Here is a 26235-nt window from a genome sequence, read left to right as displayed (position 1 = left end):
GTGTATCCGCTTATTGCGCTAAGACGCGGGCGATTGCTTTGGCTACTTTATCAATATTTTTGGTATTGAGAGCCGCCACACAAATGCGTCCAGTTGAAAGGGCATAAATACCATCTTCTTTCTGTAAGCGATCTACTTGCTCAGGCGTTAAGCCTGAGTAAGAAAACATTCCACATTGCTGCTCGATAAATGAAAAATCTTGTTTCACTCCAGCAGCAGCAAGTTTTTCTACTAAGCCATGACGCATTGCTTTAATACGATCACGCATCTCTGCTAATTCATCTTCCCAAAGCTTACGTAACTCAGGTGAATTTAAAACTGCTGCAACAATCGCTCCACCATGCGTTGGTGGGTTGGAATAGTTCGTCCGAATGACGCGTTTTAGTTGAGACATCACACGCGTCGATTCTTCTTTACTTTGTGTCACGATTGACAAGGCGCCTACACGTTCACCATAAAGTGAAAATGATTTGGAAAATGAACTAGATACCAAGAAAGACAAATCTGATTTTGCAAACAGACGAACGGCAATTCCATCTTGCTCAATACCAGCCGCAAAGCCTTGGTAGGCGATGTCTAAGAAAGGAATTAAGCCTTTATTTTTACAGATTGAAATTATTTGTTCCCATTGAGCTTCAGTCATATCGGCGCCAGTGGGGTTATGGCAGCAAGCATGTAGTAAGACCGTGGTGTTCTTTGGAAAAGATTCCAAAGATTTCACCATGCCATCGAAATCAACGCCACGTGTTTTGGCATCGAAGTAGTTATAGTCAATTACTTTAAAATCAGCAGACTCAAAGATGCCCCGATGATTTTCCCAAGTAGGATTGCTGATTGCACAGGGTGCATTTAAATTGAGGCGCTTAATGAAGTCTGCTCCAACACGCAATGCGCCAGTACCGCCAAGACATTCAGCGGTTACTACCCGACCATCTTTGATTAAAGAAGAATCTTCACCAAACAATAAAGATTGAACTGCACTGTTGTAAGGATTTGGACCTTCGATGGGAACATAGCTACGTGGAGATTGCTTAGCAACATGCGTCCCTTCAGCTTTGATTACAGCCTTTAACAATGGCACCTTGCCTTCATCCGTGTAATACACGCCAACTCCTAGGTTAACTTTATCGGGCCGCTGGTCAGCAACATAGGCTTCTGTGAGGCCAAAAATAGGATCTTTTGGGGCTAATTGAACGGAGGCGAACAGGGTCATGTGAAGGAGTTTATGTGATTGTTTAGTTAGTAATTGACGTTAAATTCAGCTTGTATTGGTTTAATTGCCTGGTTTTGAGACCAGAATCAACTATTTTCAAATAAAAACGGCAAAATCATTGTTTGTACAAAATTCGCTGTGAAGCAAACTCATAGTTGAAATGATAGCCGAGATGCCCCCTAAGTTACCCAAAACTGATTCAAATTCTGCAGTAAAAGAAATCAAAAAAAGCCCCGAAGCCAATCCCCTGGGGGAAGCTAGCCACGACCTAGATCCCACTAAATTTGTCAGTTTTCCAGACTCCCCTTACCTGCTTTATCAGCCATTTTCCCCAGCTGGAGACCAGCCGCAGGCAATTGAAGCCTTAGTTGAAGGAGTTGAGGATGGATTGACCTTTCAAACACTCCTGGGGGTTACTGGGTCTGGAAAGACCTTCACGATGGCCAATGTCATCGCTAGAACAGGGCGCCCAGCCATTATTTTTGCTCCAAATAAGACCTTGGCAGCCCAGCTTTATAGCGAATTTCGGGAATTTTTCCCCAAAAATGCCGTTGAGTACTTCGTCAGCTATTACGACTATTACCAACCTGAGGCTTATGTTCCACAGCGTGACTTATTTATTGAAAAAGATTCTTCAATTAATGAGCATATTGAACAGATGCGTTTATCTGCAACCAAGAGTTTATTGGAGCGACGTGATGTGATCATCGTAGCCACTGTGTCCGCTATTTACGGTATTGGTAATCCTGGCGACTATCACAGTATGGTGATGACGCTTCGACCCGGTGACAAGATGAGTCAACGCGATATTTTGATGCGACTTATCGCCATGCAGTATGACCGTAATGAAACGGATTTTAAGCGCGGCGTATTTAGGGTCCGTGGCGACACCATTGATATTTTTCCAGCTGAACATAATGAGTTAGCAGTGCGTGTTGAATTATTTGATGATGTGGTCGAGAGCTTACAGTTCTTTGATCCTCTCACCGGGAAGATTCGTCAAAAGATTCCACGCTTTACTGTTTACCCAAGTTCGCATTACGTCACTCCGCGTGAAACTGTTTTGAAGGCCATTGAAACGATTAAAGAAGAGTTACGTACTCGCCTAGATGAGTTTGTCAAAGGCGGAAAATTGGTTGAGGCGCAGCGCCTTGAGCAACGTACCCGTTTTGACTTAGAGATGCTTAACGAGTTAGGTTTTTGTAAGGGGATTGAGAATTACTCACGCCACCTCTCGGGTGCAGCCCCAGGTGAGGCGCCGCCTACCCTGGTAGATTATTTACCCAACGATGCTTTGATGTTCTTGGATGAAAGTCATGTCCTGATTGGTCAGCTAAACGCGATGTACAACGGTGATAAATCTCGTAAACATACGTTGGTGGAGTTTGGATTTCGCTTGCCATCAGCAATGGACAATCGACCATTGAAATTCTCTGAATTTGAAACCAAAATGCGTCAAACTATTTTTGTGTCTGCTACACCTGCTGATTATGAAAAGACTCATCAAGGTCAAGTCGTTGAGCAAGTAGCAAGGCCAACTGGTTTAGTCGATCCAGAAATTGAAGTTTTGCCAGCAAGCACTCAAGTCGATGATTTATTGGGTCAGATCCATGACAGAGTCAAAGTTGGTGAGCGTGTTTTAGTGACAGTATTAACCAAGAGAATGGCTGAGCAATTAACTGATTATTTATCTGACAATGGCGTGAAAGTTCGCTATGTGCATTCGGATATCGATACCGTTGAACGTGTCGAGATTTTGCGTGACTTACGTTTAGGTGTCTTCGATGTATTGGTCGGTATTAACTTACTGCGTGAAGGCTTAGATATTCCTGAGGTGTCACTAGTCGCCATCTTGGATGCAGATAAAGAAGGTTTTCTGCGTTCGGAGCGCAGCTTAATTCAGACCATCGGACGGGCTGCACGAAACGTAAGAGGCAAAGCCATTCTGTATGCCGATAGGGTCACAGACTCGATGCGAAGGGCGATGGGGGAGACAGAAAGACGGCGTACCAAGCAAGTTGCTTTTAATAAATTGCATGGAATTGAGCCTAAGGGGGTCCAAAAGCGGATTAAAGACATCATCGATGGTGTCTATGACGTCAAGGAGAAGCGTCAGGAGATGCAGGTGGAGCAAGAGCGGGCTCGCTATGAGGACATGAGTGAGAAGGATTTAGCTGGCGAAATTAAGCGCTTAGAAAAGCAAATGAATGCTGAGGCCAAGAATTTGGAGTTTGAAAAGGCTGCCAGCACCCGGGATCGTCTCACTAAGGTTAAAGAAATGGCATTTGGGGCTAGGTCACAAGACTTCCTGGGCTAAATTCTCGGATTCCCCTTCTAAATTTGGGATAATTCCCGAGCGTATTGGTGGGGTATATGCTAAACTTGAGTGGAATAGTCGGGTATTACCCGCCCGACTGTTAGCTGTCCATAACAATCCATTACCAAGGTGACATATGAGACTTACAACTAAAGGCCGTTTTGCAGTAACCGCAATGATCGATTTAGCCCTGCGTCAAACGCATGGTCCTGTAACTTTGGCTGGAATAAGCCAAAGACAAAAAATTTCCCTTTCTTACCTCGAGCAATTGTTCGGCAAATTGCGCCGTTTCAATATCGTGGAAAGTACTCGTGGCCCAGGGGGTGGATATACCCTCGCACGTGCATCTAATCAGATCAGCGTAGCAGACATCATTGTTGCCGTGGATGAGCCTTTAGACGCTACCCAATGTGGCGGTAAAGGCAATTGTCATAGTGATGAAGATAGTCATGGTCGATGCATGACACATGATCTGTGGAGCAACCTCAATTCCAAAATGGTTGAGTACCTGAGTTCTGTCAGTTTGCACGATCTAGTGCTACAACAAGAAGGGCGCGGTATCGTCATTCAAGATATGCGTCAAAAGAAAATGAAAGTTGAAAGTGTGAAAGCTGCAAAGCCAGCTACTGCACTAGCAGCGAAGAAAGAGGAAGCCCCTAAGGCGCCTTTAGTGAATTCTGTTTTCAATCTGGCTCGGCAAAGCTAATTCGCCGCACCTTCAATCTAAAAGATAATCATGAACGCACCACAAGACCTTCCAAAACAACCGGTTCCTATGTTTAGCCCTAAACACTTTCCGGTGTACATGGATTATTCGTCTACAACGCCGATTGATCCTCGCGTGGTTGACAAAATGTTGCCTTACTTGCGTGAGCAATTTGGTAATGCCGCCTCCCGCAGCCATGCTTATGGCTGGGCTGCTGAAGAGGCGGTTGAGTGGGCGCGTTCAGAAGTTGCACAATTGGTTCACGCTGATCCAAGAGAGATTGTCTTTACTAGTGGTGCTACTGAGAGTATTAACTTGGCTCTTAAGGGGGCAGCCCACTTCTACAAAGATCGTGGCAATCACATTATTACGGTGAAGACCGAGCACAAAGCAACTTTAGATACTTGTCGTGACCTCGAGCGCGAAGGTTTTGAAGTGACCTATTTGGATGTGCTACCTAATGGCTTAATTGATTACACCCAGCTTGAAGCGGCGATGAAGCCTGGAACTATCTTGACTTCTGTAATGTATGTCAACAATGAAATTGGTGTTGTTCAGGATATTCCTAAAATTGGCGACTTATGTCGTTCACGCGGCGTAATTCTTCATGTGGATGCCGCCCAAGCAACTGGCAAAGTCGAGATTGATCTGGAAAAAATCAAAGTGGATCTGATGAGTTTTTCTGCTCATAAAACGTATGGACCTAAAGGCATTGGAGCCTTGTTTGTGCGTCGTAAACCTCGCATTCGGATTGAGGCGCAAATTCATGGTGGTGGTCATGAGCGTGGTATGCGCTCTGGAACACTAGCTGTCCATCAAATTGTCGGTATGGGCGAAGCTTTCCGTATTGCTCGCATCGAAATGGCTGAGGAAAATAAGCGGATTCGCGCCTTGCGTGATCGCTTACTCAATGGCTTAAAAGATATTGAAGAAGTGTATGTCAATGGCGACATGGATCAGCGGGTGCCTCACAACCTCAACATTAGCTTTAACTATGTTGAAGGTGAGTCCATGTTGATGGCATTGAAAGATTTGGCGATCTCATCTGGCTCCGCTTGTACCTCCGCTTCTTTAGAGCCTTCTTATGTATTGCGTGCACTTGGACGTAATGATGAATTAGCACATAGTTCTATCCGATTTACGTTGGGACGCTTTACTACTGAAGAAGAAGTTGATTTCACGATTAAGTTGGTAAAGGAAAAGATTGCCAAGCTGCGTGAGTTATCGCCTTTATGGGAAATGTATAAAGATGGAATTGACATCAGTACGATTCAATGGGCAGCACACTAAACAATTGAAGTATTAAAGAGGAAATACCATGGCATATAGCGAAAAGGTCATTGACCACTACGAAAATCCCCGTAACGTAGGCTCATTTGAGAAGGGTGATGAAAGTGTCGGTACCGGCATGGTTGGCGCCCCAGCTTGTGGCGACGTTATGAAATTGCAAATTCGTGTAAACGATCAAGGCGTGATTGAAGATGCCAAGTTCAAGACTTATGGCTGTGGATCAGCCATTGCTTCTTCTTCATTGGTAACAGAGTGGGTTAAGGGTAAAACTTTAGACCAGGCGCTAGAGATTAAGAATTCTTTGATTGCAGAAGAGTTGGCGCTTCCACCGGTAAAAATTCATTGCTCAATTTTGGCTGAAGATGCTATTAAAGCTGCAGTTGCAGATTACAAAGAAAAGCATACGGCGAAATAAACGCAGTAAAGATAAAACTATGGCAATTACCTTAACCGATAAAGCAGCTGCACACATCAACCGTAACTTAGAAAAGCGCGGTAAGGGATGTGGCTTGCGTTTGGGAGTTCGCACTACTGGCTGTTCGGGCTTGGCATATCAGCTGGAGTATGTGGACGAAGCAGCTTCTGAAGATACGATGTTTGAGTCCCATGGCATTAAGGTATTTGTTGATCCTAAGAGTTTGGCTTATCTGGATGGAACGGAATTAGATTTCGTGCGCGAGGGTTTGAATGAAGGGTTTAAGTTTCAAAATCCAAACGTAAAAGATGAGTGTGGTTGTGGCGAATCCTTCCGCGTCTGACAATTACTTCCAGTTTTTTGGTTTAAATCAGCAATTCAAAATCGACTTGCCTGTTTTGGATCAGGCTTATCTAGCAATTCAAAAAGAAGTACATCCTGATCGCTATGCTCGTGGTAGTGATACCGAGCAGCGTCTAGCAATGCAGATGGCTACCCTGGCTAACTCCGCATATCAAACACTGAAAAATCCCGTACAGCGTGGCCTTTATCTGTGCCAGCTCCATGGCGTTGATGCTAAATTGGAAACGAATACCGCAATGCCGGCTGCTTTTTTAATGAAGCAGATGGAGTGGCGCGAAAATTTAGATGAACGGGCAGAAGACTTGCCTGCTTTAGAGTCCATGATGGAAGAGGTTGAGTCTTCTAGACAAGCTACTCTGCTCGAGATTACGCAAGCTATTGATCATGCCAAAAATTTTGAGCAGGCTGCTGAGCTCTTGCGGGGTTTACTTTTTATAGACAAGTTCGCCCTTGAGCTTGATGACGCTATTGCCGCCTTGGTATAGCTTTAAACTCTTCCTCCTATGGCCTTATTACAAATCTCTGAACCCGGTAAGTCGCTAGCGCCCCATCAACGGCGTATTGCAGTCGGAATTGATTTGGGAACCACCAATTCATTAGTCGCCATCGTGCGCGATGCCTTGCCTAAAGTACTGCCAGATGCTCAAGGTCGTGAATTGCTTCCATCGGTAGTTCGATATCTACCCAATGGACGAACGCAAGCGGGTTTTGAAGCGCTTGAAAGCATTGTGCTCGATCCAAAGAACACCATTGTTTCAGTGAAGCGCTTTATGGGTCGAGGTTTAGTTGATGTTGAGCACATAGAAAGTGCGCCTTACGATTTTGTTGATCAACCAGGCATGCTCAAACTTAAAACGGTTGCTGGTGATAAAAGCCCCATTGAAGTTTCAGCTGAAATCTTGGCGCGACTGCGTCAGTTAGCTGAAGATTCAGTCGCCGAAGATATTGTCGGAGCGGTAATTACTGTACCTGCTTATTTTGATGACACCCAACGTCAGGCGACTAAAGATGCTGCTAAGTTGGCTGGTATTGAGGTTCTGCGTTTATTAAATGAGCCGACTGCCGCCGCAATTGCTTATGGATTAGATAATGCCTCGGAAGGGGTATACGCGGTCTACGATCTTGGTGGCGGAACATTTGATATATCCATACTCCGTATGAGTAAGGGTGTATTTGAAGTGCTTTCTACTGGTGGAGATTCTGCTCTAGGTGGAGATGACTTCGATCATCGCCTATATTGTTGGGTTATTGAGCAGGCAAAACTCCCGCCGCTATCTATTCACGATCACCGCACTTTATTACAAGCTTGTAAACATGCAAAAGAGTTACTCAGTCACAATCCTTTGGCGCGTGTACATGAGACTTTATCTGATGGCACTGTAGTGAATATCGGTATTAGTCAAGCACAGCTATTCGAAATTACACATAATTTAGTTGCCAAAACTTTGCTGGCTTGTAAAAAAGCGTTGCGCGACGCTGGTTTAAAGGCTGAAGATATTAAAGGCGTGGTTATGGTTGGAGGCTCAACCCGTATGCCGAATGTCCAGCGCTTAGTCGGAGAGTTGTTCGGTAGCAAACCCTTAAATAATTTAAACCCTGACCAAGTGGTAGCTCTCGGTGCTGCTATGCAGGCTGATTTATTGGCGGGCAATCAAAGTAAAGATGATGAGTGGCTGTTATTAGACGTTATTCCACTTTCTCTTGGTATTGAAACCATGGGTGGCTTAGTCGAGAAGATTATTCCTAGAAATACCCCCATCCCTGTAGCAAGAGCGCAAGATTTCACAACCTTTAAAGATGGCCAAACTGCCTTAGCCATTCAAGTAGTGCAGGGGGAGCGTGAGCTTGCTCAAGACTGCCGCTCTTTAGGCAAGTTTGAATTACGCGGTATTCCGGCAATGGCTGCGGGCGCAGCTCGTATTCGAGTTACTTTTCAGGTGGATGCTGATGGCTTGTTATCTGTCAGCGCAGTGGAGCAAGGCTCTGGTGTAAAGGCGTCGATCGATATCAAGCCCTCCTATGGATTGACGGATGCAGAAATTACTAGGATGTTGCAAGATGGTTTCTCCTCAGCAAAAGAAGATCTATTAGCTAGATCCTTGCGTGAAGAGCAGGTGAACGCCCAAAGATTATTAGATGCCGTCCAAACAGCACTTGATAGCGACAGGAATCTACTTTCAAAAGAAGAGCAATCTGCAATCGATCGTGAGATGGCAACATTACAAAGGATTTTGAATGGAGAAACCGATAGCGATGTAGTGCGCAAGGCTGTAGATCATGCCGCTAAGGCAACAGACGATTTTGCGCAAATGCGGATGAATGCGAGTATTCAAAAAGCTTTATCTGGCAAGAATGTCGCTGAGATCTAAAAAATAAAACGAATAAAGAAACAGAAAAGATCATGACTCAAATTGTTGTTCTCCCCCATAGTGAATATTGCCCAGAGGGCGCTGTAGTCGAGGCGGCACCTGGAACCTCGATCTGCGAGGCTTTACTGGAGAATGACATTCCCATTGAGCATGCTTGCGATATGGTTTGCGCCTGCACCACTTGTCATGTCATCGTCAAGGAGGGCTACCAGAGCTTAAATCCTCCCGATGAAAATGAAGAAGATATGCTCGATCGTGCGTGGGGTCTCAACCCTCAGTCGCGCCTATCTTGTCAGGCGATTGTTGCACGTGAAGATTTGGTGATTGAAATACCAAAGTATTCGATTAATCACGCTAAAGAAAATCATTAAAAATAGAAGACCTATAACTTGATGAAGTTAAAGCTCTGCCTATTTGTAATCGTGATATCAGCACTCAATACCGCTAGTGCCGAAGGAGCCCACCCTGGCGTCATGACTGAATTTGTTATTCGTAGCTCTAATTTAAGCGTCTTTTATAGGGCAATTAAAGATCTACCATTGGCGATTAAAAAAGATTAAATCTTATATGTTGAGATCCACTCAAAAAATTATCCCAGGCTTGTTGGTATGTCTATTAATTGCAATTTCAACCAGTTTTTTATCAGAGAATTATGGTGGTCCACAACTTCTCTATGCCTTACTAATTGGCCTATCTTTTCATTTTTTGTATCTCAATGAAACGGTAAAGCCAGGAATCGACTTTTCAGCGACTACTTTACTGCGTTTGGGGGTGGCTTTTTTAGGGATTCGTATTACTTTTGCTGATATTGGGGCAATTGGTTTAAATACTGGCTTGATGGTAATGTTCGCAGTGGCTTCTACTGTAGCCCTCGGATATATTTTGGCTAAAGTATTAAAACTTTCACCCGATTTCGGTTTCATTGCTGGGGGTTCAGTTGGAATTTGTGGGGCCTCAGCTGCACTTGCGGTAGCCTCAGTATTACCTAAAACCAAAGAAAACGAACAATTTACCTTGTTAGTAGTTGTGGGCGTTACGGTACTCTCAACTATTGCAATGGTCACTTATCCATTTTTATTACAAATGATGGATATAGGGGCACTTTCTGCTGGGATTTTTTTAGGTGCGACTATTCATGATGTAGCACAGGTAGTTGCTGCTGGAATGTTATTTGGCTCCGAAGCAGGGGATGTTGCTACGGTTGTTAAGTTGTTTCGCGTAGCACTCTTGCTCCCTGTAGTTTTATTTATCTCTATTTTTTTTGGCACTCAAAGTTCGACTGCTAAATTTGGATGGGGAAGTCTACGTTTGATTCCAACATTTTTATTAGGATTTGTGGCGCTCTCGATTGTGGCCTCGATGCAAATCTTGCCAAGTAGCCTGACTCAGCAAATTAGCTGCTTATCACGCTGGATGTTAGTCATTGCTATTGCAGCAGCAGGACTGAAGACTAACTTTCAAGAGTTGGCAAAGTTAGGTTGGCAGCCTGTATTAATGCTAGTAGCCGAAACGGTTTTTATTGCTGCTATTGGATTTGTATTTATCTATGCGCATTTTTAGTGCTTCCTATTAGACGGCACCCCTCAATTAATGCAGCCTATCTATTGAGGGTAAAGCCACTGTTGTCAAAGAGAACGGCGGTGAACGCACCTTTCAAAATGGGGAGGCAATTATCGAGATGGTCAGTCAGTGGCACCATGGAATCAATCGAGGTACATTCCCTGCCGAATGAATCGTTTTTTACCCCACAGCAAAAGATATGCCTTTAGCAATTCAAAAGGATTAAAAGCTCAGCGCCTTCGAAGAGCTTGAATTCCCTGTTTTAGGGTACCTAATAGGTGCACTTGCGATTCCTTCTTGCCGTTGCTTGATACGCCTCATTTTTATAACAAATTGTGGTTAGAATGATAACGCCCACAATCCATTAGCCCTATGGGGAATTAGAAATTTTAAGCAAGCTTTTATCCTTCTTTCTGTTTTGTTCAATTTTGCTTCTGGTGTGGTTTGGACTCACGGAGTGGACGGGCACCATCTCGAGCGCAAGATTTCCATCGCCTACGGAAACTTGGAATTCTTTCAAAATTATTGCCTTGCAGGGTTATGGCAATGGCAAGCTGTATCAGCATATTTTACAGAGCATCATTCTCGTTACTGCAGGATTTTTAGTGTCTTCTTCTTTGGGAATCTTGCTTGGCATTCTGATGGGTGCTAATAAGAAAATCGAAGCATTTGTCAATCCGATATTTTTAACCTTGAGACCAATACCACCCTTAGCTTGGATCCCCTTAGCAATTGTTTGGTTGGGTTTAGGAAATTCTGCAAAGATCATGGTAATTTTTGTTGCTGCATTTGTACCGTCAGTAATTAATACTTATACAGGTGTCAGATCAATTGAAGTACCTCAGCGTGAAGCTGCTGCCATGTTAGGTATCAGCCGCTTTGCTTACTATCGTGAAGTATTAATACCAGGGGCACTACCACTCATTTTTACTGGCTTGCGCCTCTCACTTCAAGCCTCATGGACTACATTAGTCGCTGCTGAATTGGTGGGGGCAACCTTAGGTTTGGGATCAATTCTGAATCAGGCTGCGCAGGATATTAATCCGGCAATGATTTTGGTCGGCATGATCAGTGTTGCCATTTCAGGTTGGTTAATGACACAGATACTGGCTAAAGCTGAGCGCCACGCAATGCCTTGGAGAGCTTGATGGTCCATCAAGAACGCTTAAATCAGGGTCAGTTTATATTGTGGACCGGTTTAGGTATCACCAGCTTTGTTAGCTTTTGGTACCTCTTTGTACTACTTGGTGTGGTGCCTAAACAATTTTTACCACCCCCACATGAAGTGCTAATCAAATTTATTCAGCTACTCAAGGAGCCATTTTCTGGTTACACCTTATTAGTGCACATCGCCTCGAGCTTCCAGCGTTTTTTATATGGCTTTCTATTAGCAGTAGTAATTGGCGTACCTCTAGGCTTATTAATGGCTTTATCTAAATACGCCAATCGGCTATTTACGCCATTTTTTGAAAGTATTCGCTTTGTTGCGCCAATTGCTTGGGTGCCATTTGCTGCGCTCTGGTTCGGTACGGGCATTGGTGGCCCAATACTGGTAATCTTTATGGGCGCATTTCCCCCAGTCCTCATTAATACCTATCGGGGCGCGATTCATGTTGATCAAAAGTATCTCGAAGCTGCCAGAATGCTTGGTGCAGGTAAGTTACGTTTGATGACGGAGGTGTTGTTTCCCGCATCCATTCCATCAATCATTGCCGGACTCAGGATTTCTGCTGGCTTGGGCTGGCAATCTTTAGTAGGGGCTGAACTCATTGTTGCTTCAAGTGGTGTTGGTTACATGATGGTTAAGGGTCAGGCTAGTATTCAGACTGATATTGTGATGAGTGGCATGATTGCCATTGGTCTAGTTGGTCTATTGATTGATGTGCTTTTAAGGCAGGCTGAAAAGTTCGCTATTCACTATAAAGAAGTGTGATTGATGGCCGATATTATTTTCGATTCTGTGCAGCGTAGCTTTAAGCAGGGCAATAAAGAATTTTTAGCCGTGGGTGGCATTAACTTAACTGTTAAGGATAAAGAATTTGTCGCCATGGTTGGGCCATCTGGTTGCGGTAAGACGACTTGCTTACGAATGGTGGCTGGTTTAGAGATGCCTAGCAAAGGCAGTGTGTTAGTTGGCGGCAAGGAAGTAAAAGGGCCCGGTCCAGATCGTGCGGTAGTGTTTCAGCAATTCGCCTTATTTCCATGGAAAACCGTTCAGGAAAATATTGAGTTTGGTCTCAAATCCATGAATATGAGCCCTGCAGAACAGCAAGAAAAGACGGCCCGTTTAGTTTCTCTCATGGGTCTAGAGGGATATGAGCAGGCTTATCCCCATCAGTTATCGGGGGGCATGCAACAGCGGGTAGCCATTGCGCGCGCCTATGTGTTGGAGCCCGAAGTACTTTTAATGGATGAACCGTTTGGTGCATTAGATGCGCAAACCCGCGTAGTGATGCAGGAAGAGCTGGTACGACTTGCTCGTAAAAACCCTAAAACCGTTTTATTTATTACCCATGCAGTGGAAGAGGCAGTGTATCTTGCCGATCGAGTAGTGGTAATGTCTAGAAGACCCGGCTTGATTCGGGAAGTTATTGACATTAAGCCAACTCGTGAAAAAGAAGGTTGGGATACGCATTCTCGTATTGAGGATGTGATGGATTTGAGTTCATTTGTGCAGTTGCGTAGTCAGATTTGGAAGTTGTTGCGGGAACAAAACTTGGGTGTCGATCATTAATTCACTTTGTAATATATGAAGGAGATAAAAATGCAATTTAAAAAAACATTAATCAGTATTGTGGGTGCAACAGTACTTGTTGCAGCAAGTGTTACGAATGTTTATGCGCAAGCAAAACCTGCGTTAACTGAGATTAAAGTCAGCTATCAGCCAGCTTTATATTGGGCACTACCATTTTTTGTGGCGACAGAAAAAAACTGGTGGGGTGAGTTAGGCCTGAAACCGGAATTTAGTACTTTTCCCGCTGGCGTTCCACAAATCGCAGCATCGGCATCTAAATCTTGGGATGTAGGTGGTACAGGCTCAGTTCCAGCAGTACTGGGTTATGTTCGCTTTGGTATCAAAACTATCGGCTTAACTAATGATGAGTCTGCAGCCAATGCTTTATTAGCAACTCCTAAAGCTGCCGAAGCTTTTGCTGCAAATCCGCAATCCTTGAAGGGGCAGACTATCGTCCTTACAGGAAATTCTACTGGTGACTATGCTGTCCAGGCTTGTCTCAAGAAATATGGCCTATCTAAAACCGATGTGGTGATGAAGAATATGGGGCAAGGCGAGATCATTTCTGCCATGTCATCAGGCAATGCAGATTTTGGCGGCTTATGGGCACCCAATATTTATACCTTAGAAGAAAAAGCGGGCGCTAAGGTTATTTGTAGCGGCAAGGATGGCGGTGCATTTGTTCCCGGAGCTCTAATCGTACGTGGTGATTATGCAAAAGAGAATCCACAAAATGTGGCTAAGTTCTTAGCTGTATATTTACGTGCCTGGAAGTGGATGAATGCCAATAAGCCACAGGCTATTGCGATGATGAAAAAGTTCTACGAGCAAGGTGGCGTATCGATTTCTGAAGCCTCTATGAAAAAAGAGTTTGATACTCGTCCTACCTATGACTTAGCTGCAGAGTTAAAGGTAATGGATAACTCTAAAGGTCCTTCACAAGTTGATGGTTGGTTTAATGCGATTGCTGCCTTTATGCAGTCTACGGGCGCAATTCAAACTGTTCCACCAGCAAATGAGTACATTACCGATGAGTTTATGAAGATGGTCAATGCAGATAAAAAGCTTCGTGAATTTGCCAATAATACTAAGTAGTTAATTTATAAATCTAAAAATGGGGGTAACCTCATTTTTAGATGCAGGCTATAAGTGCTTACAAAATTAAGGTTAGAAATATGGCTATCGATTATTTAAAAAAAGCTGCTAAAACTCCAGAGACTGAGACATCCACTGCTCAAGAGGTAGTTACGGAGATGCTTGCCAATATTGAGAAAAATGGTGAGTTAGCCGTTAAGGAATATGCCTTAAAGCTAGATCAATGGTCTGGCGATATTGTGATGACAGAGCAATCAATGAATGCCATTTTGGCGGATGTCCCAGTCGAGGTAAAGCGGGATATTGATTTCGCGGTCAAGCAAGTGTATGACTTTGCCATTGCTCAAAAAAATAGCATTCAAGATTTTTCTACTACTTTGCATACAGGCGTTACTGCTGGTCAAAAGGTCTTACCTGTCAATGTTGTGGGTTGTTATGCGCCGTCTGGACGCTATGCTCATATCGCTTCTGCCTATATGACGGTAGCCACTGCCAAAGCGGCAGGTGTTAAAAATATTATTGCTTGTTCTAGTCCATTTCGGGGTGGCGGTATTCATCCTTACGTGCTCTATGCTTTTAAGGCTGCCGGCGCAGATGTTGTGATGACCTTGGGTGGCGTTCAGGCGATTGCTTCTATGGCTTACGGCTTGTTTACTGGGAAGCCTGCAGATGTCGTGGTGGGTCCTGGAAACAAGTTTGTGGCTGAAGCTAAGCGATCCTTGTTTGGAAAAGTGGGCATTGATGTATTTGCTGGACCATCCGAAATTGCCGTGATCGCAGATGAAACTGCTGATCCTAAAATTGTGGCGAGCGATCTTGTTGGTCAAGCCGAACATGGTCACGAGTCTCCTGCATGGTTATTTACTACTTCAGAAAAATTAGCTAAAGAAGTAATGGAGTTGGTGCCTCAGATGATTGATCTCTTACCTCCCATCGCAAAAGATGCCGCTGCATGTGCGTGGCGAGATTATGGCGAGGTGATTGTGTGTAGCACCCGCGAGGAAGTTGCGAAGGTTTCTGATCAATATGCAAGTGAGCATCTTGAAGTTCATGCAAAAGATTTAGATTGGTGGTTAAGTAGCCTTACCTGTTATGGATCTTTATTTTTGGGTGAAGAAACCACTGTTGCATTTGGAGATAAGACTAGTGGACCAAATCATGTTCTTCCAACCAAAGGTGCAGCCCGGTATTCAGGCGGCTTATCAGTTCATAAGTTTATGAAAACACTGACTTGGCAGAAGATGACGCGTGAAGGTAGTAAGGAGATGGCTTTAGTAACTGCTAGGATTAGTCGTCTTGAAGGTATGGAAGCGCATGCTCGAACAGCGGATGATCGCTTAGAGAAGTATTTCCCCAATGAAAAATTTGATTTGGGAAGTCCTGTAGAAATATGAGTCCAATTATTCATCAACTCTTTAATTTGCAAGGTAAGACTGCGCTTATTACCGGCGGCAGCAGTGGCTTAGGTGGGGAGATTGCACTAGCACTCGGTTTAGCAGGGGCAGAAGTGGCGCTGGCTGCTCGCAGAGAGGGCCCCTTGGAAGAAGCTGTTGGAAGATTGAGTTCTCAGGGGATTAAGGCTTCTTTTTTTGCGGCTGATTTGAGCGAGTTAGATCAAGCTCAAAACTTATCAAAGCGAGTGTTAAGCCAGTTAGGCAAAGTAGATATCCTAGTTAACGCTGCAGGTATGAATTTACGAGAGCCGTTTGGCGAGGTATCTCCACAAAGCTGGCAAGAGCAATTGAATGTGCAGTTAGCTGCTCCATTTTTTATGACGCAAGCATTGGCTCCACAAATGAAAGAGCGCCATTGGGGCAGGGTGATTAATATTGCATCACTGCAAAGCTATCGTGCCTTTGCTAATAGCGCACCCTATGGTGCAGCCAAAGGCGGGATCGTGCAGTTAACCCATGCCATTGCGCAAGAATGGTCCAAGTTTGGCATTACCTGTAATGCGATTGGTCCTGGATATTTTCCGACCGCACTGACGGTACCAGTGTTTAGTAACCCTGCGCTTGTCAAAATGCACGCAGAAAGAACGGCTATTGGGCGTAATGGTCAGATGAACGATATACATGGATTAGCGGTCTTTTTGGCTAGTGATGCGTCTACTTACATCACTGGGCAAACCATCATGCTCGATGGCGGTTACACCGCACTATAAGGATCGTAAATATGAAAGCCCTGGTTTATACACAACCGAATGAAATGCAAGTTCAAGATCGACCTTATCCCTCATTAGATCACGATGAAGTAGTTTTGAAGATTGAATCAGTGGGAATTTGCGGAAGTGATATGCATGCATTTCATGGTCATGACCCTAGAAGAAAACCAGGCTTAGTTCTTGGGCATGAGTTTGCTGGAACTGTAGCCGACACCAGCTCTTCACTTTTTACCAAGGGACAGCGTGTTACAGGCAACCCCCTCATTACTTGCGGACATTGTGATTATTGTTTGCAGGGTAGAAATAATTTATGTGCCAATCGCACTATGGTGGGCATGACAAGGCCTGGAGCATTTGCGCAATATATGAGTATTCCTGCAAGCTCACTGATCGCAATACCAGAAGGTCTCAGTCTTGATGCAGCTGCCTTAACTGAGCCTGCAGCTACCGCTGTACATGCTATTAATTTATCGATGCGTGCTCTTCAAAGACCCATTCAAGAATGTCGTGTCTTGATACTGGGGGGTGGGGCAATTGGCATGTTATCTGCGCTACTTTTAAAGTATTATGGAGTAGATGATTTAACTGTGGCTGAAGTGAATCCCTTGCGTAGAAATGCAATTGAAAAGTATGTTGGCTGTAAAACAATCAACCCCATTAATGAAAAAATGGCTGAGAATTCCTATGAGTTTGTAATGGACTGTGTGGGCGCTGTAGTGACTCGAAACACAGCATTGGCTGCAGTGAAGCCGGGTGGTGTCATGATGCACGTAGGTCTTCAAGATTGGGCTAGCGAAATTGACATGCGTAAATTAACACTTGCTGAAATTACGCTATTAGGCACCTACACCTATTCCACCGTAGATTTACAAGCGACCGTCAATTTGCTGGCACGAAGCGCTTTTGGTAACTTAGCTTGGGTTGAGAAGAGATCTTTAGATGAAGGCCCTCAGGCCTTTAGTGACTTGCATGCCGGAAAAACTGCTGCCGCAAAAGTCCTATTGAAGCCGTTTTAATGAAAAAAGGTGATTTTGTCGATTTCCCCTATAATCATCAAAATCATTAAAAAGCCATTTTCAGCTAACTTTAACCAAGCCAAAAACAACGATAAGATGATGAATTTAAAGACAAAATTTCTAGGAATATTAGTGTTGGGAATGATGCTATTTCAGGCCCATACTCATGCCGCTGAATTGAATGACATCACTAGCATCCAAAAAAGTGGTGTACTCAGAGTAGGTGTGATTAAAAACGATCTTCCAGGTTTTATGTGGAAGGTAGTTAAAGATGAAACGGTTACCAACCCAGATGGCACTACAAAAACTATCCAGCGTGAAGAATTTCAAGGGCCAGAGATTGATCTAGTCAATAACATCGCAAACAAGATGGGAGTTAGTGCATCCTTCAATAATGAGGCCAAGAACCAGCAGGAGCTCATTGACATGCTTGTTAAAGGTAAAGTTGATGTTGCGGTGAGCAAAATTCAGCAAACCTATCCGCGTTGGGTAAATATCCGATTTTCAAGACCTTATATCAAAATCCCTTATGCAGCGATCTATAACCGCTTGGATCTTGAGGCTTCTGCAGACCGTTCCAAAAAATTGTCTGAAGAGTTTTTAGTTTTTAAGGGAAAGATTGGCGTTATTAAAGGTACGGCATACGAGCCTGCAGCCAAAATCCACTTTAAAAATGCTGAGGTAGTAGCTTATGACGATTGGAAAGCTGCCGTCACTGCTCTTAAATCTGGCAAGGTTTCAATGCTGTATAGAGATGAGTTTGAGATTAAGCGCTTACTCAAGGGTGAGCCAGAATTGAATATTAAGTATGGTGTGGCATCGATTAAAGACCGAACCTCTAATATCTCCGTTGCTATATGTGACAGCTGTGCAAAGTTACAGCAGTTTGTAAATTACTACTTGGACACTGAGAAAAATGATTTTTCGATTCTGAACTCTTTAAAGTTAGCGGATGTTAAAAAATGAACTTAACAAAAAGAAAATATACGGTAAAAGATTTTGTAACCACCATCAATAAACCGCTATTTACACTTGGTTTTGTGGTGCTTGCCATTGTGATTGGCTTTAGTGGCTCTCCTGCAGTTGAATATTTAAGGCCTGTAGGCGACTTATATTTAGCCTTACTGCAAATGCTCGTTTTACCATTCCTCATTACGACTATTCCGCTGGCTATTCGCTCAGCGATGACCGCTGGAAATGTCCGCGACGTAGTGCTCAAGCTCATTATTTGGACTGTTGTTGCTACTGTGGTTTGCTCAGCGATTTCTCTCGTGGTTGGTACTCAACTATTTAATTTCATTAAATTAGATCAGGTAGAGCTCACCCGCATTGGCGATTTCTTGGGCGTCTCTAATGTGGATAAGGCTGATATTGTGGTCTTCATTGACGGTTTTAAAGAAGTAGTCAATCAAGGACCATCTGGACTTCTTAGCCTCATTCCGCAGAACGTATTTCAAGATTTAGCCGCAAATGATAGCAATAAGATACTAGTGTTTTTTGCTATATTTGGAATTGCTTTAGTGATGTCTGAGCGTGAAAATGAGCACTCCTTATTTGGATCCATTCGTCACGTGCAGAGGGTGTGCTTGGTGATATTTGAATGGTTCAATATCATTATGCCAATTGGCATTATTGCGCTAATTGCGCCGCAAGTAGGAAAATTATCACCCCAGATTTATGTGATGCTTTCACTATTTGTGATTGCCTACTTGATTGCTACAGTTGTAGTCGTTTTTGTTTCTATCTTTGGTATTAGTTATTCTCTGAAGAAGTCCCTTAGGGAATCTATACAAGCGATGTCAGCAACCTTGACTATGGGTGCAGTTTCTAGAAATGCATTGATTGCCATTCCTTCAACCGTAGATGGTTTGGTAGTTCAATTAAAAGCTAAAAAGAGTACCGTTGACCTCTTCATTCCTCTTGGATACACCACCTTTCGTTTTGGTTTAATGGTCTATTTCATTGTTGCAACACTCTTTTTTGCATCTTTACTCAATGTCAGCTTCAATCTTTGGGAGCTCGTCTCCATTTGCCTATTTTGTATATTGGCATCTATTTCTTCTTTGGGCTTAAATGGTGTCGCAGTATTGCCGACCTTCGCTATCGTTCTAAAGGCTTTTGGTTTACCTTACGAATTGGCTTTGCCATTATTGGCAATTATTGACCCGATATCTCAAATGATTCGTCCCATCATGAATATTTCAGTCAATTGCGCGATTGCTGTCCTTGCGGGCGGTCCTGAAGATGAGGTTCTGGTTTCAGATCCATCTGATGTTAAGTTTGTAAATTCATAAGACTGCACAGCATAGATAAGGGTTAGTTGAAAGAAATAATGCGTATAAAGAACCCTTTTTCTATACCTGCGATTGATATTCCTAATATCAAACTGCGCCTTTCTATCAGCGCGCTGTTTGTTATCCTAATTGCTCCGATTTTCATTGCTTTTGTTACCTACTCGTATCAAACCAATAAACAGAGCTATGAGAAAAACGCCTATGAATCGATTGAAAGGAATAACCAAGAAGATATCCGTAGGATATTTGATTTCTTAGGTCAACTAACGAGTTCTGCTTTCATCACTACTAATCTGATTGAATCAGATCCTAGTTTTATTGCGAAAGGTAAAATCTTTCCACATTTCATAACTAACCTTGAAAATAATAAAGATGTAGTCAGCTACTTTTACGCCAATCAAGATGGTTCTTTTTATCAGACCCAGCGAACGAATGAAGCTGTTCCATTAGGGGGAAGAGTCCCTCCCAAGCAAGCAAAATATGCGGAAGTATCGATTGATAGAAAGACTAATCAAGGTGCGGATACGGTATATACCTTTTATGATGAAAAGCTAAATTCCATAGAGCATTTCAATAAGCCAGATACCTACGATCCCAGAAAACGCCCGTTTTATATAGAGGCCTTCAAAGCAGCTGAAGCTGATAGCACTAACCCGGTATCGATTGATGACCCGTTTTTTGCTTATCGCAGCAAGCAGGCCGTAATCGGTATTAATAGGGTATTTTTTCAGAACAATAAGCCCGCTGGGACAATTAGTGCTCAAGGTCGGATTGTCACCTTATCGGACTTTCTGGCTAAAAATGCAGTTAGCCCCAATAGCGTTACCGTTATCTTTGACAAGAATAATAAAGTGATTTTGAATTCTGTTTTTCAAGATACATTTACTGTTGTGGACCAGGTCTATAAGTTAAAAAATATTAGTGAAATATCCAATCAGGCTGTTAGTGCCGCATTTCGTACCTGGGAAGAGTCCAAGAAAGCCTCAAATCAATTTCAGTTCTATGCGGACAACATAAAGTATTTTGCAGTAATTTCTAGCTTTCCTACTACATCGAATAAAACGTGGTACGCGATAACCGTTTCACCCGTTTCAGATTTTCTTGCCCCATTAGAAAATAGCAATAAAAATCTGATGCTTTTTGGGGGCATCATTTTTCTTGGAATAGTTCTTCTAGCATCTTATTTTTCAAAGATTATTTCCAAGCCGCTTGAAATGATTTCTCAAGAAATTAAAGATATTCTTGAATTTAAGATTGAAGAGCGCAAGCCTATTGCCAGTTACATCTCTGAAATCCTGATGTTATCAAGCGCCGTTCAAAAACTCAGATCAACCATCCTAGCTTTTACTGCTTATGTCCCACGTGATTTAGTGATGGAGCTGCTGTCCTCGGGCAAGCAAATCGAAATTGGCGGTAGAAGTCGTTATCTCACCATGTTCTTTTCAGACCTGAAGGATTTTTCAACCCTTGCTGAAAATACCCCATCACGAGAGCTATTAGAGCGGGTCTCCTCTTATCTGAAGTTGCTAACCTATGCGATTAAAGAAGAAGATGGAACAGTCGATAAATTCATTGGCGACTCAGTCATGGCTTTTTGGGGAGCGCCAGTGCTTAACCAATTCCATGCATACCATGCCTGTGTAGCGGCAATCAAGTCTAAGCGTAGGATGGCGATCTTCAATGCTGAACTTGCAGAGAAATCAATTCCTCCTCTATTTGTTCGAATGGGTCTTCACTCAGATGCAGTCCTTTGTGGAAATATTGGCTCAATGGAGCGATTGAGCTATACAGTGATGGGTGACGGCGTGAACATTGCCTCAAGACTTGAGGGCGTTAACAAAGATTATCAAACGCAAATATGCGTAAGTCATGGTCTATTTAAAGAGGCTGGTGAGCGTCTGTGGGTTAGGCCAATTGATAAGATTGCAGTAAAAGGCAGACAAAACGAATTCCTGATCTATGAGTTGATGGGTATTCGTAATGGAGATCCAGAAGTTGAGGCAACTGAAGATGAGAAGCAGTTATGCATCTTGACCAAAGATGCTTACACTTTTTATGCTGCAGGCCAATATGCTGAGGCAGAGCTTGCATACATGGCTATTGCAACAGAGTTTAACGATGGCCTCTCTAAAGTGATGGCTGCTAAGTGTCGAGAAAAGTTACATGCATAACTCTTTTACTTCATCCTTTATTTCATCGTTCTGCATCTTGGGAGCGCTTTTTTTTGGGTCCTCAGTGAATGCTGCTTATCCTGATAAGCCCATCACGATAGTGGTTCCCTATTCTGCTGGTGGTCCTGTAGACGCTGTGGCTAGGACAATTGCAGGTCCAATGTCAAAATATTTGGGGCAAGCAGTAGTTATTGAAAACGTACTGGGTGCTAGTGGAACCGTAGCAACGAGAAAGGTAGCTCAAGCTAAACCAGATGGCTACACCTTGTTTTTGCAGCATTTAGCGATGGCATCTACTCCAGCGTTTTATGACAAATTAGGCTACGATCCTCTGACTGATTTTGAGTATGTAGGTCAAATTGTTGACGTGCCAATGGTGCTTTTGGGAAGAAAAGATTTGCCTCCTAAAAATGCGAAAGAATTAATTGAATACATTAAGGTCAATCAATCAAAAGTCAATATTGCTAATGCTGGACCAGGTGGTGTTGCCCATCTTTGCGGCTTGATGCTGATGAGCCGTTTGGGTGTTCGTATGACTGAAATTCCTTACAAGGGAACGGCGCCTGCGCTGACGGATTTAATGGGGGGTCAGGTTGATTTAATGTGCGATCAAACTACTCAAACAGTTAGCCAAATAAAAGCCAAGTCTATTAAAGCTTATGGTGTAGCTGCTCCTAAGCGCTTATCAAGCTTGCCGGATGTTCCTACCTTAGATGAGCAGGGGGTTAAAGGTATTGATATATCCGTGTGGCATGGACTTTATGCCCCAAAGGGTACTGATAAGGCAAGCATGAAAAAATTGAATGATGCCTTGAAGTTTGCTTTAAAAGATCCTGATGTTATTAAACGGTTTGATGAATCTAGTATTAATATCGTCCCGCCATCTAAAGTGAATGCCGAAAGTTTGTATAGCTTATTGGAGTCCGAAATTAATAAATGGGGTCCTATTATTCGCAAGGCCAACATTGACGTAAACACCAAATAGAAGGTGATGAGCTAATTACTGCCTTACTTTATTACGTCTTGTTAGTAAAAATTCTATTTAGAATCTGAGCCATTTCTTAAGTCCCCATGAGTACATCCATTTTAATTTCTGAGTTTATCTCCCCTCAGGCCTTGCAATTTCTCCGTGAGAAACATGAGGTCATCTACGATCCGGAACTATATAAGGATCCCTTAAAGATTAAGGAATCTATTCAACATGTTCAGGGATTGATTGTTCGAAATCTTACTCAGGTAAATGAGGACATATTGTCAGCAGCACCTCATCTTAAAGTGGTCGGCAGACTCGGGGTAGGTTTAGAAAATATTCAGCTACCTGCCTGTGCACAAAGAAATATTAAAGTGATACCAGCAACGGGTGCTAATGCCCAGTCTGTCGCCGAGTATGTCATTGGCAGTGTGATAGCACTTTCACGTAGATTTGAGCAGGCTACGCAGTTGACTCTCGAAGGCAAGTGGCCCCGTTCAACATTTTCTGGCCAGGCTGAATGCGCTGGTAAATATTTAGGGATCATTGGTTTTGGCAGTATTGGAAAAGTACTGGCCAAAAATGCAAATGGTTTGGGGCTGCGCTGTATTGCTTATGACCCATTTCTCAGTGGGTCTGAAGTTGCTATGGGAGATTTTTCAGTACCCTTGATGCCACTGCAAGACTTGTTAGGGAAAAGTGACTATGTCTCATTGCATTTACCGCTGCTACCTGAAACGAAGAATCTATTTAATGCCGCAACTCTAGATTTGATGAAAGAGGGGGCTATATTGATTAATACTGCGCGAGGCGGCATTTTGGATGAGAATGCATTGGCAGAGAGATTGCGTTCGGGTCGAATAGGCGGCGCTGCGATTGATGTATTTTCTGCTGAGCCGGCAAAGGATTTAAGTCATTTCTCAAACATAGAGAATTTAATTCTTACTCCCCATATTGCTGGAGTGACAGCTGAGAGTAATGAAAGAGTAAGTCAGTTAATTGCAAATGAAGTTAGTCACTTTTTGGAAAAAAACTAATGCTACTAAGTTATCAAGAAATGCTTGATTTGAGCACAGAGGGCTTAAGAGCATCTGGCATATCTGCAGAAGCTGCAAAAGAGACTGCTCAATTTTTAGCCTTAGCGGAGTTAGATGGGCTTGGGTCACATGGTTTATCCCGTGTACCTCAATATGCTGGACATGCTGTGCATGGTCGCGTTGAAAAGCAGGCAAAGCTCAAACTCACTCCTTTTAAATCGTCTGCAATGCTGGTCGATGCTGGGGATGGATTAGCCTTTCCTGCGTTGCGTTATGGCACTGATATTTCCGTAAATTTGGCATCTAAAACAGGTATCGGATTGGTTGCTATTAAAAATAGCCATCATTTTGGCGTTGCTGGGCATTTCACAGAAGCAGCTGCACGTGCTGGATATATCTCACTTCTATTTGGCAATACACCGGCAGCAATGCCGATGGCAGGAGGGCGCAAAGCGCTATTCGGCACAAACCCCTTGGCAGCCGCTTTTCCAGTTAAAGGGCGAGATCCGCTTGTCATTGATATGTCCTTATCAGCGGTGGCGCGAGGCAAACTCATGGTGGCCGATAAGAATGGTCAATCCATTCCACTAGGATGGGCCTTAACTGCTTCGGGAGAGCCTACAACCGATCCTAAAGAGGGCTTAAAAGGCTTGATGGTTCCCTTAGGTGGAGATAAGGGTGCTTTGCTAGCAATGATCGTTGAGCTATTGGTGGTGGGTCTCTCGGGTAGCCAGTTTTCCTATGAAGCAGATTCTTTTTTTGATCCTAAGGGTAATCGTCCACGGATTGGGCAACTAATTCTCACCATCAATCCTGGAATCTCGGGATCTGGTGTTTATGCCAAAAAAATGACTAGCTTCTTGAAGGAGCTTGCCTTAGATGCAGGCGTTCGCTTACCAGGGCAACGTCGCTTTAAAAAACGAGCTGCTGGGTTTCAGGAAGGCGTTAACGTACCTGATGTGATCGTGGAAGAAATCCGTAACGGTATTGCTAGATCTTGGCGGTGATCCATCCTATTATTTTTGATTGCTGAAATTCACTTCTCTACGAATGCTCGCTCAAAAACGTAGTCACCCATTTGACCAAGACTTGGGGAGACCTTGAAGCCCTTCGCATCCAGCATTTCAGCAGTTTCTTTGAGCATGGATGGACTACCGCAGATCATAGCGCGATCGACTGCTGGATCCAATGGCGGTAAGCCGATATCTTTAAAGAGTTGACCAGATTCAATAGCAGTAGTCAGGCGTCCAGTGTGCTTAAATGCCTCACGTGTCACAGTTGGATAGTAGATCAGTTTTTCACGTATGAGTTCTCCAAGATATTCATCTTGGGTGAGTTCATTCTTAATGTAATCACCATAGGCCAATTCGCTCACCAAGCGAACACCGTGAATCAAGACAACTTTCTCAAACTTTTCATAGGTTTCTGGATCGCGAATGATGCTCATAAATGGCGCTAAGCCAGTTCCAGTGCTAAAGAGATAAAGGTGTTTGCCTGGATTTAAGTCATCTACTACCAAGGTGCCCACAGACTTTTGGCTAACCAATATAGGATCACCCACTTTGATTTTTTGTAAACGGGATGTTAGTGGACCATCTTCAACTTTAATGCTGAGGAACTCCAAATGCTCTTCATAGTTAGGGCTGGCAACACTATAAGCACGCACCAAAGGTTTGCCATCAAGCTCAAGACCAATCATCAAGAAGTGGCCACTACGAAAGCGCAGGCTTTTATTGCGAGTGGTAGTGAAGCTAAAAAGGGTGTCGTTCCAATGGTGAACGGTCAAAACGGTTTCAGTGTTGTATGCGGCCATAAATACGTATTCGTTAATAGATAGCAAAGCACTAATTATCCCATTCTTGAGGGCCTAATTTGAAGCTAATCCCATGAAAAATAGGACTCAGTAGTGATATAGATCAGAATTTTAGTAATAAAGCCCTGCATTAAGTCCGATGTCAGGGCCTTTAGCTATCATCTATGTATGAAAAGACCCTATTACTTGTTTCTCTCAATTTTTAGTTTGAGCTTAGTCATTTTTGCAGTCATCTTGCAACAGACTGGATATCAAGGAGTGAGTTATCTGCCATGTCCTTTGTGTATTTTGCAAAGAATTGGCTATCTTGGAATCGCTATTTCATGCTTTTTAGCATTTTGTATTTCGCCACTGAGAAAGCTGTTTCATGGCTTAGCTATTTTGTCAGCGGGATATGGAATAGCAGTCGCAGGACATCATGTTTGGCTATTATTTCACCCGAGTGAGTCTTGTGGAATAGATCCCCTGGAGCTGTGGATTAATCAATTTCAGTTAGCTAACGCAATGCCTTGGTTATTTAAGGCTGACGGACTTTGCTCTGCGAAATTGCCTTCAATCTTGGGCTTACAAGTTCCCGAGTGGTCTTTTTTCTGGTTTGCAGTGTTATTTCTGGCCTTGATTTTTACTTTCTTCAAAAAACAAAAGCAAAATCCATCTTAGTAAAGAATGGGCAATAAAAAGGCATCCTAAGGTGCCTTTTACTTTTTA

26 protein-coding genes are annotated in these 26235 nt (G+C 43.3%); 24 read left to right on the top strand and 2 right to left on the bottom strand.

The features are described from left to right. Positions 1–10: 10 nt before the first annotated feature. Positions 11–1213, bottom strand: a complete 1203-nt coding sequence (locus ICN38_RS08070) for an amino acid aminotransferase (RefSeq protein ID WP_216256553.1) — start codon at positions 1211–1213, stop codon at positions 11–13. A 160-nt stretch (positions 1214–1373) separates the two neighbouring features. On the opposite strand from ICN38_RS08070, the gene uvrB reads away from it, so the two are divergent. The 23 genes from uvrB to ICN38_RS07955 all read left to right on the top strand — a co-directional run bounded on the left by uvrB (position 1374) and on the right by ICN38_RS07955 (position 24721). After that, on the top strand, positions 1374–3530 hold the full coding sequence (uvrB, locus tag ICN38_RS08065; protein WP_255562774.1) for an excinuclease ABC subunit UvrB: 2157 nt from the start codon (positions 1374–1376) through the stop codon (positions 3528–3530). Between the two features lie 136 nt (positions 3531–3666). Next, on the top strand, positions 3667–4236 hold the full coding sequence (locus ICN38_RS08060) for a Fe-S cluster assembly transcription factor (protein WP_216256552.1): 570 nt from the start codon (positions 3667–3669) through the stop codon (positions 4234–4236). 30 nt (positions 4237–4266) lie between these two features. Continuing rightward, positions 4267–5526 (top strand): IscS subfamily cysteine desulfurase, encoded by a 1260-nt coding sequence (locus ICN38_RS08055; protein ID WP_370624384.1) that lies wholly within the window; start codon positions 4267–4269, stop codon positions 5524–5526. A 28-nt stretch (positions 5527–5554) separates the two neighbouring features. Then, positions 5555–5941, top strand: coding sequence for a Fe-S cluster assembly scaffold IscU (gene iscU / locus ICN38_RS08050; RefSeq protein ID WP_216256551.1), 387 nt, complete (start codon positions 5555–5557; stop codon positions 5939–5941). A gap of 19 nt (positions 5942–5960) precedes the next feature. Beyond that, the gene (iscA, locus tag ICN38_RS08045) at positions 5961–6284 is read left to right on the top strand and encodes an iron-sulfur cluster assembly protein IscA (protein WP_216256550.1); all 324 of its coding nucleotides are present in this window, start codon (positions 5961–5963) and stop codon (positions 6282–6284) included. Continuing rightward, positions 6250–6789 carry a Fe-S protein assembly co-chaperone HscB gene (gene hscB / locus ICN38_RS08040; RefSeq protein WP_216256549.1) on the top strand — a complete coding sequence of 180 codons (540 nt, stop codon included), beginning with the start codon at positions 6250–6252 and terminating at the stop codon, positions 6787–6789. Before iscA ends, hscB begins: the two co-directional genes overlap by 35 nt. Positions 6790–6807: 18 nt before the next feature. Next, a complete protein-coding gene (gene hscA, locus ICN38_RS08035; RefSeq protein ID WP_216256548.1) occupies positions 6808–8673 on the top strand; it encodes a Fe-S protein assembly chaperone HscA in 1866 nt (621 codons plus the stop codon). 32 nt (positions 8674–8705) lie between these two features. Then, a complete protein-coding gene (gene fdx / locus ICN38_RS08030; protein WP_216256547.1) occupies positions 8706–9044 on the top strand; it encodes an ISC system 2Fe-2S type ferredoxin in 339 nt (112 codons plus the stop codon). 21 nt (positions 9045–9065) lie between these two features. Continuing rightward, positions 9066–9233, top strand: coding sequence for a hypothetical protein (locus ICN38_RS08025; protein WP_216256546.1), 168 nt, complete (start codon positions 9066–9068; stop codon positions 9231–9233). Positions 9234–9240: 7 nt separating this feature from the next. Beyond that, complete coding sequence (locus ICN38_RS08020) at positions 9241–10233, top strand: YeiH family protein (RefSeq protein WP_216256545.1); 993 nt, start codon at positions 9241–9243, stop codon at positions 10231–10233. Between the two features lie 437 nt (positions 10234–10670). Continuing rightward, positions 10671–11381 (top strand): ABC transporter permease, encoded by a 711-nt coding sequence (locus ICN38_RS08015; RefSeq protein WP_370624383.1) that lies wholly within the window; start codon positions 10671–10673, stop codon positions 11379–11381. Continuing rightward, positions 11381–12166, top strand: coding sequence for an ABC transporter permease (locus tag ICN38_RS08010; protein WP_216256544.1), 786 nt, complete (start codon positions 11381–11383; stop codon positions 12164–12166). The genes ICN38_RS08015 and ICN38_RS08010 overlap by 1 nt, the downstream gene beginning before the upstream one ends. Positions 12167–12169: 3 nt before the next feature. Continuing rightward, positions 12170–12967: an ABC transporter ATP-binding protein gene (locus tag ICN38_RS08005; RefSeq protein WP_216256543.1), complete on the top strand. Its 798-nt coding sequence runs from the start codon at positions 12170–12172 to the stop codon at positions 12965–12967. Positions 12968–12997: 30 nt separating this feature from the next. Then, positions 12998–14062, top strand: a complete 1065-nt coding sequence (locus ICN38_RS08000) for an ABC transporter substrate-binding protein (protein WP_216256542.1) — start codon at positions 12998–13000, stop codon at positions 14060–14062. Positions 14063–14142: 80 nt separating this feature from the next. After that, positions 14143–15456, top strand: a complete 1314-nt coding sequence (hisD, locus tag ICN38_RS07995; protein WP_216256541.1) for a histidinol dehydrogenase — start codon at positions 14143–14145, stop codon at positions 15454–15456. After that, complete coding sequence (locus ICN38_RS07990; RefSeq protein ID WP_216256540.1) at positions 15453–16226, top strand: SDR family NAD(P)-dependent oxidoreductase; 774 nt, start codon at positions 15453–15455, stop codon at positions 16224–16226. The genes hisD and ICN38_RS07990 overlap by 4 nt, the downstream gene beginning before the upstream one ends. An 11-nt stretch (positions 16227–16237) precedes the next feature. Continuing rightward, a complete protein-coding gene (locus ICN38_RS07985) occupies positions 16238–17242 on the top strand; it encodes a galactitol-1-phosphate 5-dehydrogenase (RefSeq protein ID WP_216256539.1) in 1005 nt (334 codons plus the stop codon). A 99-nt stretch (positions 17243–17341) separates the two neighbouring features. Further along, complete coding sequence (locus tag ICN38_RS07980; protein WP_216256538.1) at positions 17342–18208, top strand: ABC transporter substrate-binding protein; 867 nt, start codon at positions 17342–17344, stop codon at positions 18206–18208. Beyond that, complete coding sequence (locus ICN38_RS07975; RefSeq protein ID WP_216256537.1) at positions 18205–19536, top strand: dicarboxylate/amino acid:cation symporter; 1332 nt, start codon at positions 18205–18207, stop codon at positions 19534–19536. The genes ICN38_RS07980 and ICN38_RS07975 overlap by 4 nt, the downstream gene beginning before the upstream one ends. 38 nt (positions 19537–19574) lie before the next feature. Beyond that, positions 19575–21707: an adenylate/guanylate cyclase domain-containing protein gene (locus ICN38_RS07970; RefSeq protein ID WP_216256536.1), complete on the top strand. Its 2133-nt coding sequence runs from the start codon at positions 19575–19577 to the stop codon at positions 21705–21707. Further along, positions 21700–22692 carry a tripartite tricarboxylate transporter substrate-binding protein gene (locus tag ICN38_RS07965; protein ID WP_216256535.1) on the top strand — a complete coding sequence of 331 codons (993 nt, stop codon included), beginning with the start codon at positions 21700–21702 and terminating at the stop codon, positions 22690–22692. The genes ICN38_RS07970 and ICN38_RS07965 overlap by 8 nt, the downstream gene beginning before the upstream one ends. A gap of 86 nt (positions 22693–22778) precedes the next feature. Further along, positions 22779–23714 (top strand): hydroxyacid dehydrogenase, encoded by a 936-nt coding sequence (locus ICN38_RS07960; RefSeq protein ID WP_216256534.1) that lies wholly within the window; start codon positions 22779–22781, stop codon positions 23712–23714. Beyond that, on the top strand, positions 23714–24721 hold the full coding sequence (locus ICN38_RS07955; RefSeq protein ID WP_216256533.1) for an Ldh family oxidoreductase: 1008 nt from the start codon (positions 23714–23716) through the stop codon (positions 24719–24721). The genes ICN38_RS07960 and ICN38_RS07955 overlap by 1 nt, the downstream gene beginning before the upstream one ends. Before the next feature lie 29 nt (positions 24722–24750). Here the strand turns inward: ICN38_RS07955 and ICN38_RS07950 are convergent, their stop codons facing one another. Then, positions 24751–25527: a ferredoxin--NADP reductase gene (locus ICN38_RS07950; RefSeq protein ID WP_216256855.1), complete on the bottom strand. Its 777-nt coding sequence runs from the start codon at positions 25525–25527 to the stop codon at positions 24751–24753. Positions 25528–25695: 168 nt separating this feature from the next. On the opposite strand from ICN38_RS07950, the gene ICN38_RS07945 reads away from it, so the two are divergent. Then, entirely contained in the window at positions 25696–26187 is a 492-nt protein-coding gene (locus ICN38_RS07945; protein WP_216256532.1) for a disulfide bond formation protein B, read from the top strand. The last annotated feature ends 48 nt before the right edge of the window (positions 26188–26235 follow it).

It is taken from the genome of Polynucleobacter sp. AP-Melu-500A-A1 (assembly GCF_018882125.1).
Classification (GTDB): domain Bacteria; phylum Pseudomonadota; class Gammaproteobacteria; order Burkholderiales; family Burkholderiaceae; genus Polynucleobacter.
Note: the sequence above shows the minus strand (reverse complement) of the source record. Positions and strands in the feature narration are given on the sequence as shown.